This window comes from Aeromonas sp. PrichA-15, assembly GCF_017939245.1.
Taxonomy (GTDB): domain Bacteria; phylum Pseudomonadota; class Gammaproteobacteria; order Enterobacterales; family Aeromonadaceae; genus Aeromonas; species Aeromonas caviae.
The window spans coordinates 23,245-29,252 of record NZ_JAGKRH010000022.1; the positions used below are offsets into that span (position 1 = coordinate 23,245).

7 protein-coding genes are annotated in these 6,008 nt (G+C 59.9%); 2 read left to right on the forward strand and 5 right to left on the reverse strand.

What is annotated here, in order from left to right; genetic code table 11:
- Nucleotides 1-2: 2 nt before the first annotated feature.
- The 5 genes from iscU to J9889_RS03840 all read right to left on the reverse strand — a co-directional run bounded on the left by iscU (nucleotide 3) and on the right by J9889_RS03840 (nucleotide 3,743).
- Complete coding sequence (gene iscU, locus J9889_RS03820; protein WP_010675059.1) at nucleotides 3-386, reverse strand: Fe-S cluster assembly scaffold IscU; 384 nt, start codon at nucleotides 384-386, stop codon at nucleotides 3-5.
- Between the two features lie 54 nt (nucleotides 387-440).
- The gene (locus J9889_RS03825; protein ID WP_010675060.1) at nucleotides 441-1,655 is read right to left on the reverse strand and encodes an IscS subfamily cysteine desulfurase; all 1,215 of its coding nucleotides are present in this window, start codon (nucleotides 1,653-1,655) and stop codon (nucleotides 441-443) included.
- A gap of 52 nt (nucleotides 1,656-1,707) precedes the next feature.
- The gene (gene iscR / locus J9889_RS03830) at nucleotides 1,708-2,211 is read right to left on the reverse strand and encodes a Fe-S cluster assembly transcriptional regulator IscR (protein WP_025327241.1); all 504 of its coding nucleotides are present in this window, start codon (nucleotides 2,209-2,211) and stop codon (nucleotides 1,708-1,710) included.
- A 94-nt stretch (nucleotides 2,212-2,305) separates the two neighbouring features.
- Complete coding sequence (trmJ, locus tag J9889_RS03835) at nucleotides 2,306-3,040, reverse strand: tRNA (cytosine(32)/uridine(32)-2'-O)-methyltransferase TrmJ (RefSeq protein ID WP_045524424.1); 735 nt, start codon at nucleotides 3,038-3,040, stop codon at nucleotides 2,306-2,308.
- A gap of 190 nt (nucleotides 3,041-3,230) precedes the next feature.
- Nucleotides 3,231-3,743: an SCP2 sterol-binding domain-containing protein gene (locus J9889_RS03840; protein ID WP_124243926.1), complete on the reverse strand. Its 513-nt coding sequence runs from the start codon at nucleotides 3,741-3,743 to the stop codon at nucleotides 3,231-3,233.
- Nucleotides 3,744-3,933: 190 nt separating this feature from the next.
- Between J9889_RS03840 and J9889_RS03845 the strand changes: the two genes are divergently transcribed.
- Together J9889_RS03845 and J9889_RS03850 are read left to right on the forward strand one after the other, a co-directional pair.
- A complete protein-coding gene (locus J9889_RS03845; protein ID WP_010675064.1) occupies nucleotides 3,934-4,929 on the forward strand; it encodes a peptidase U32 family protein in 996 nt (331 codons plus the stop codon).
- A gap of 12 nt (nucleotides 4,930-4,941) precedes the next feature.
- A complete protein-coding gene (locus J9889_RS03850; RefSeq protein WP_010675065.1) occupies nucleotides 4,942-5,814 on the forward strand; it encodes a U32 family peptidase in 873 nt (290 codons plus the stop codon).
- The last annotated feature ends 194 nt before the right edge of the window (nucleotides 5,815-6,008 follow it).

Sequence of the window (6,008 nt, forward strand, 5' to 3'; positions counted from 1 at the left end):
CCTTAAAGACCTTTCTTCTGCTTGTAATCGGCGATGGCGGCCTTGATGGCATCCTCCGCCAGAATGGAGCAGTGGATCTTCACCGGCGGCAGCGCCAGCTCTTCGGCGATGTCGGTGTTCTTGATACCGGCCGCTTCGTCCAGGGTCTTGCCCTTGACCCACTCGGTCACCAGGGAGCTGGAGGCGATGGCGGAACCACAGCCGTAGGTCTTGAACTTGGCATCTTCGATGATGCCATCGTCGCTGATCTTCAGTTGCAGCTTCATGACGTCACCACAGGCCGGTGCACCGACCATGCCGGTGGCGACGCTGGGATCGTTCTTGTCAAAACCACCGACGTTGCGGGGATTCTCGTAGTGGTCGATTACTTTTTCACTGTAAGCCATATCTAACTCCTGCTAATTCCGTTGTTCACCAGACCCTTGCCATGCTGGCAAGGATCAGTGATGTGCCCATTCGACCGTGTTCAGATCGACGCCATCCTTGAACATCTCCCACAGGGGGGACATCTCGCGCAGACGACCGATAGAGTCGCAGATGAGCTTGATTGCGTAGTCGATCTCTTCTTCGGTGGTGAAGCGACCGATACTGAAACGGATGGAGCTGTGTGCCAGCTCGTCGTTCAGACCCAGGGCGCGCAGCACGTAGGAAGGTTCCAGGCTGGCCGAGGTACAGGCAGAACCGGAAGAGACCGCCAGATCCTTCAGTGCCATGATGAGGGATTCCCCTTCCACATAGGCGAAGCTGACGTTCAGGTTACCCGGTACACGCTGATCCAGATCCCCGTTGATATAGACTTCTTCGATGTTCTTGATGCCATCCCACAGACGCTGGCGCAGGGCCATGATGTGCTGGCTCTCGCTCGCCATCTCTTCCTTGGCGATGCGGAAGGCTTCCCCCATGCCGACGATCTGGTGGGTTGCCAGGGTACCGGAGCGCATGCCGCGCTCGTGGCCACCGCCGTGCATCTGGGCTTCCAGACGAACACGGGGCTTGCGGCGCACATACAGGGCGCCAATGCCTTTCGGGCCGTATACCTTGTGGGCGGACATGGAGAGCAGATCAACCTTGAGTGCTTCCACGTCGACCGGGATCTTGCCCACGCTCTGGACGGCGTCCACGTGCAGCAGGATCTTGCGGGAACGGCACAGCTCGCCGATGGCAGCGATGTCTTGCACCACCCCGATCTCGTTGTTGGCGTGCATGATGCTGACCAGGATGGTGTCATCACGCAGGGCGCCTTCGATCTGCTCTAGAGTGAACAGGCCATTGGGCATGGGCTCGAGGTAGGTCACCTCATAGCCTTCCCGCTCAAGTTGGCGGCAGGTATCCAGCACGGCTTTGTGCTCGGTCTTGGAGGTGACGATGTGCTTGCCCTTGCCGGCGTAGAAATGGGCGATGCCCTTGATGGCCAGGTTGTTGGACTCGGTCGCACCGGAGGTAAAGACGATCTCGCGCGGGTCCGCGCCGATCAGCTCTGCCACTTGATTACGGGCCAGATCCACCGCCTCTTCGGCCTGCCAGCCGAAACGGTGGGAACGGGAGGCTGGGTTGCCGAACAGGCCGTCCATGGTGAGGCACTGCATCATTTTTTCTGCGACACGCGGGTCCACCGGACAGGTTGCCGAATAATCAAGGTAAATAGGCAGTTTCATCTTTTTCTCCGTTACGACGGGGTCACACAGCGACTCGTCGTGGAAAGCACGTTTATAGTTGGACTTTCAAGCTCACATCACCGCGTTCGGCCCGATCAACCAGGGACAACACGGTCTTCATTTGTTCATCTTGCTTGCCGGCGATACGGCGCACATCGGCCTGACCAACCAGCTCGGCCAGGGTGATATCCCCCAGGAAACTGGAGATGCGTTCGCTCAGATCCCGCCACAAGGAGTGGGTCAGGCACTGGGTACCACCGTGGCAGCCCCCTTTGCCGAGGCACTTGGTCGCATCGACCGATTCATCGACCGCGGTGATCACCTGACCGACCGAAATCTCGCCAGGGGCCAGACCGAGGCGATAGCCGCCACCGGGGCCACGTACGCTGCTCACCAGACCATGCTTGCGCAGACGGGCAAACAGTTGTTCCAGATAGGACAAGGAGATGCCCTGGCGCTCTGAAATATCAGCCAGGGGCACGGGCCCCTGCTCTGCATGCAACGCCACGTCGAGCATGGCTGTCACCGCGTAACGTCCTTTTGAGGTCAGTCTCATATGCCTTACCGTCTTGCGAACCAATCAATATGTGGCATATGGTCACATACCCGACTAAATCAGTCAAGTATATGCTTGAGTAAATCAGTCGGGATTAATCCTGTACCCTGGACTTCTGGACAGAGGTGAGAATGCCCCGCAGGATGTTCAACTCCACCGCTTCGGGTCTGGCCCGATTGAATAGACGACGCAGTTTGCTCATCACATGGCCTGGATGGTCATCGGCAATGAATCCCGTCTTTTGCAGCGTCTGCTCCAGATGCTGATAAAACCCTTCCAGTTGCTGGGCGCTTGGGTACTCGACCCGCTCATCCTCCGGGGCCGAATGCTCCTGGTTCTGTACTTCCAGCCAGCGCATCCGCACCTCGTAACAAAGGGTCTGCACTGCCATGGCCAGATTGAGGGAGCTGTATTCTGGATTGGCGGGAATGGCCACATGGAAGTGGCATTTTTGCAGTTCGTCATTGGTGAGACCGGTGCGTTCACGGCCAAACACCAGCGCGACCGGGTGCTCCATGCCCTCGGCAACCAGCTTCTCGCCCGCTTCACGGGGATCCAGCATGGGCCAGCTCAAGGTGCGGGAACGGGCACTGGTGCCGATGACCAGACCACAGTTGGCAATGGCTTCATCCAGGGTCGGCACGATACGGGCGCGAGCCAGGATATCGCTGGCCCCCGCTGCCAGGGCGACGGCCTCCTCATCCGGCTGGGCCTGGGGATCGACCAGCACCAGTTGAGTCAGCCCCATGGTCTTCATGGCCCGCGCCGCGGATCCCATGTTGCCGGTGTGAGAGGTGTTTACCAACACGATACGAATCTGATCCAACATGCCCAGTCAATCTTCAGTCAAAAATGGCGCGCAATTGTAACATAACCAATCGCTATTTTGGCACCGCTTCCGACCAGGCATTTCTGCACAAACAGACAGATGATACATCCCCACCCTGCGTGGTCACGCTGACAGTGGGGTACTGCGGCTCAAGTTCACCTGTTCCGCAGCACTCGGGCAAGAAAACGGCTCAGCTCATTGTCGCGGCAGTGGGCACGTGCGTCTCGCGGGCCCGCTCGATAAAGGTCGCCAGATCCATCAGGGGGTATTTCATCAATCCCAGCCCGTCCAGATCCAGGCTGTCCATCAGGTTTTTCACCTCCAGACCCAACTCGGTGTTCCCTTCAATCTTCAGCTTGCGCTGGAAGAAGAGGGAATCCGGGTCTTCACGGCGCCCAGCGATCAGAACAAGATCCTGGCTATTGCCGCTGAAACAGACATCGGCATGCTCACACTTCCTTGCCACCACCAATTTTCCCTCCCGCTCGCTGATAAACCAGCAGAGCTCCAGATCAGAGACTTCGACCTTGAGCCACTTGCCTGCCAGAAATTCAAAGTCGCCATCTGTGATGGCCTCTTTGAACACGCTGGCCAGCAGGCGCTCCATCAGGTTCTTCTGCAAGGAAAATGGCACCAGTTTGAGAGGATGGCGCAGAATGTGGGGAGCCTGTTCGACCAGGCGACGTTGCAGTTGTTGAAACACGATAAACTCCCAGTTTTTTGCGCATTCAAGCACAGGGCCGCAGCCATGATCCTGTTGGAAATCAAACTTGTGCCCACTTACCTCAAGAAGGGTAAAGCCACACAAAGCTGCCTCAGGTCAAAAAGTGGAAGGACGCCGGTGAATACAATCGGGCCACTTTTGCATTTTTTGCCCTCTCGGAGCGTACCCGATGGAATTACTCTGTCCGGCAGGCAGTTTGCCGGCACTGAAAACAGCCGTGGATAACGGGGCCGATGCGGTCTATATCGGCTTCAAGGATGACACCAACGCCCGCCATTTCGCCGGGCTCAACTTCACCGACAGCAAGCTGGAAAGAGCGGTTGACTATGTACACCAGCATGGCCGCAAGCTGCACATCGCCATCAATACCTTTGCCCACCCGGGCTCCGATGCCCGCTGGAAGCAGGCCGTGGACAAAGGGGTGGCGCTCGGTGCCGATGCCCTGATCATCGCCGATCTCGCCGTGCTCGATTATGCCAGCCGCCGCCATCCCGACATGGAGCTGCATGTCTCGGTCCAGGCCAGCGCCACCAACGCCGCTGCCATCCGCTTCTACCAGCAGCACTTCAACGTCGGCCGGGTGGTGCTGCCGCGGGTGCTCTCCATGCATCAGGTCAGGCAGCTGGCCCGCGAGACCGACGTCGGCCTTGAGGTGTTCGCCTTCGGCAGCCTCTGCATCATGGCGGAGGGGCGCTGCTACCTCTCCTCCTACATGACCGGCGAGAGCCCCAACACCGTCGGCGCCTGCTCACCGGCCAAGTTCGTACGCTGGGAGGAGACCCCGAGCGGCCTCGAATCCCGCCTCAACGAGGTGCTGATCGATCGTTACGGCCCGGGGGAAAACGCCGGCTACCCGACCCTGTGCAAGGGGCGCTTCGAGGTGGATGGCCAGACCTATCACGCGCTTGAGGAGCCCACCAGCCTCAACACCCTTGGCCTCCTGCCCGAGCTGTTCCAGACCGGCATCCAGTCGGTCAAGATCGAGGGACGCCAGCGCAGCCCCGCCTATGTGGAGCAGGTGACCCGGGTCTGGCGCGCCGCCATCGACGCCTATCAGGCCAACCCCGAGGCCTATCAGGTCAAGGCTGAGTGGGATGCCCAGCTCGCCCGCGTCTCCGAGGGGAGCCAGACCACCCTCGGTGCCTATCATCGCCAGTGGCAATAAGGAGCCCTGTTCATGAAATTCTCACTCGGGCCCTTGCTCTTCTACTGGCCCAAGGCCGACACCCAGGCCTTCTATCAGGCGGCCGCCGCCAGCCAGGCCGACATCGTCTATCTGGGGGAAACCGTCTGCAGCAAGCGGCGCGAACTGAAAGTGGATGACTGGATTGCCCTCGCCCGTCAGGTGGCGGGCTCCGGCAGGCAGGCGGTGCTCTCCACGCTGGCGCTGATCTCTGCCCCCTCCGAGCTCAAGGAGGTCAAGCGGCTGGTCGACAACGGCGCGCTGATGATCGAGGCCAACGATCTGGGGGCCGTCCAGCTCGCCAGTGAAGCCGGGCTGCCGTTCGTCTGCGGCCCCGCCATCAACGCCTACAACGCCGACGTGCTGCGCATGCTGCTCAAACAGGGAATGCAGCGCTGGGTGATGCCGGTGGAGCTCTCCCGCGACTGGCTGATGCAGCTCAATCAGGATCTGGGCAGGGAGCGCCAGCAGTTCGAGGTGGAGGTGTTCGCCTATGGTCATCTGCCGCTCGCCTACTCGGCACGCTGCTTCACCGCCCGCTCCCTCGACCGGCCCAAGGACAACTGCGAACTGGCCTGCATCCACTACCCCACCGGCCGGCTTGCCAGCAGCCGCGAGGGGCAGAAGGTGTTCAACCTCAACGGCATCCAGACTCAGTCCGGTTACTGCTACAACCTGGGCAACGAGCTCAAGGGGATGGAGGGGCTGGTGGATGTAGTGCGCCTCTCGCCCGAAGGCATGGAGACCCTGACGATGCTGGAGCGCTTCAAGGCCAACGAACAGGGGATGGCCCCCCTGCCCCTGCAGCAGGAGCGGGACTGCAACGGTTACTGGCGCCAGATCCCCGGCATGAGCCTGGTGGAGTAGCGGTACAACCCGTGTCACCAGACAGCAAAAAGGCCTCGTCAAGAGGCCTTTTTCAGGTTCTTCGCGGGATCCTGGGAAAGTGGAAGTTGACAGACAGGGTGCTGGTAAACTGGTTGTCGCCAAACACACCACCACCATCACCCTGCTGTCGCCGTGCATCATATTGATATTGCCTCCTTCTGGCCAGGTTATAC

Excerpts from the sequence above, each read along its gene's own strand:
- iscR (WP_025327241.1), bottom strand. The coding sequence starts at position 2,211 with ATGAGACTGACCTCAAAAGGACGTTACGCGGTGACAGCCATGCTCGAC.
- J9889_RS03850 (WP_010675065.1), top strand. The coding sequence starts at position 4,942 with ATGAAATTCTCACTCGGGCCCTTGCTCTTCTACTGGCCCAAGGCCGAC.
- J9889_RS03845 (WP_010675064.1), top strand. The coding sequence starts at position 3,934 with ATGGAATTACTCTGTCCGGCAGGCAGTTTGCCGGCACTGAAAACAGCC.
- J9889_RS03825 (WP_010675060.1), bottom strand. The coding sequence starts at position 1,655 with ATGAAACTGCCTATTTACCTTGATTATTCGGCAACCTGTCCGGTGGAC.
- iscU (WP_010675059.1), bottom strand. The coding sequence starts at position 386 with ATGGCTTACAGTGAAAAAGTAATCGACCACTACGAGAATCCCCGCAAC.
- trmJ (WP_045524424.1), bottom strand. The coding sequence starts at position 3,040 with ATGTTGGATCAGATTCGTATCGTGTTGGTAAACACCTCTCACACCGGC.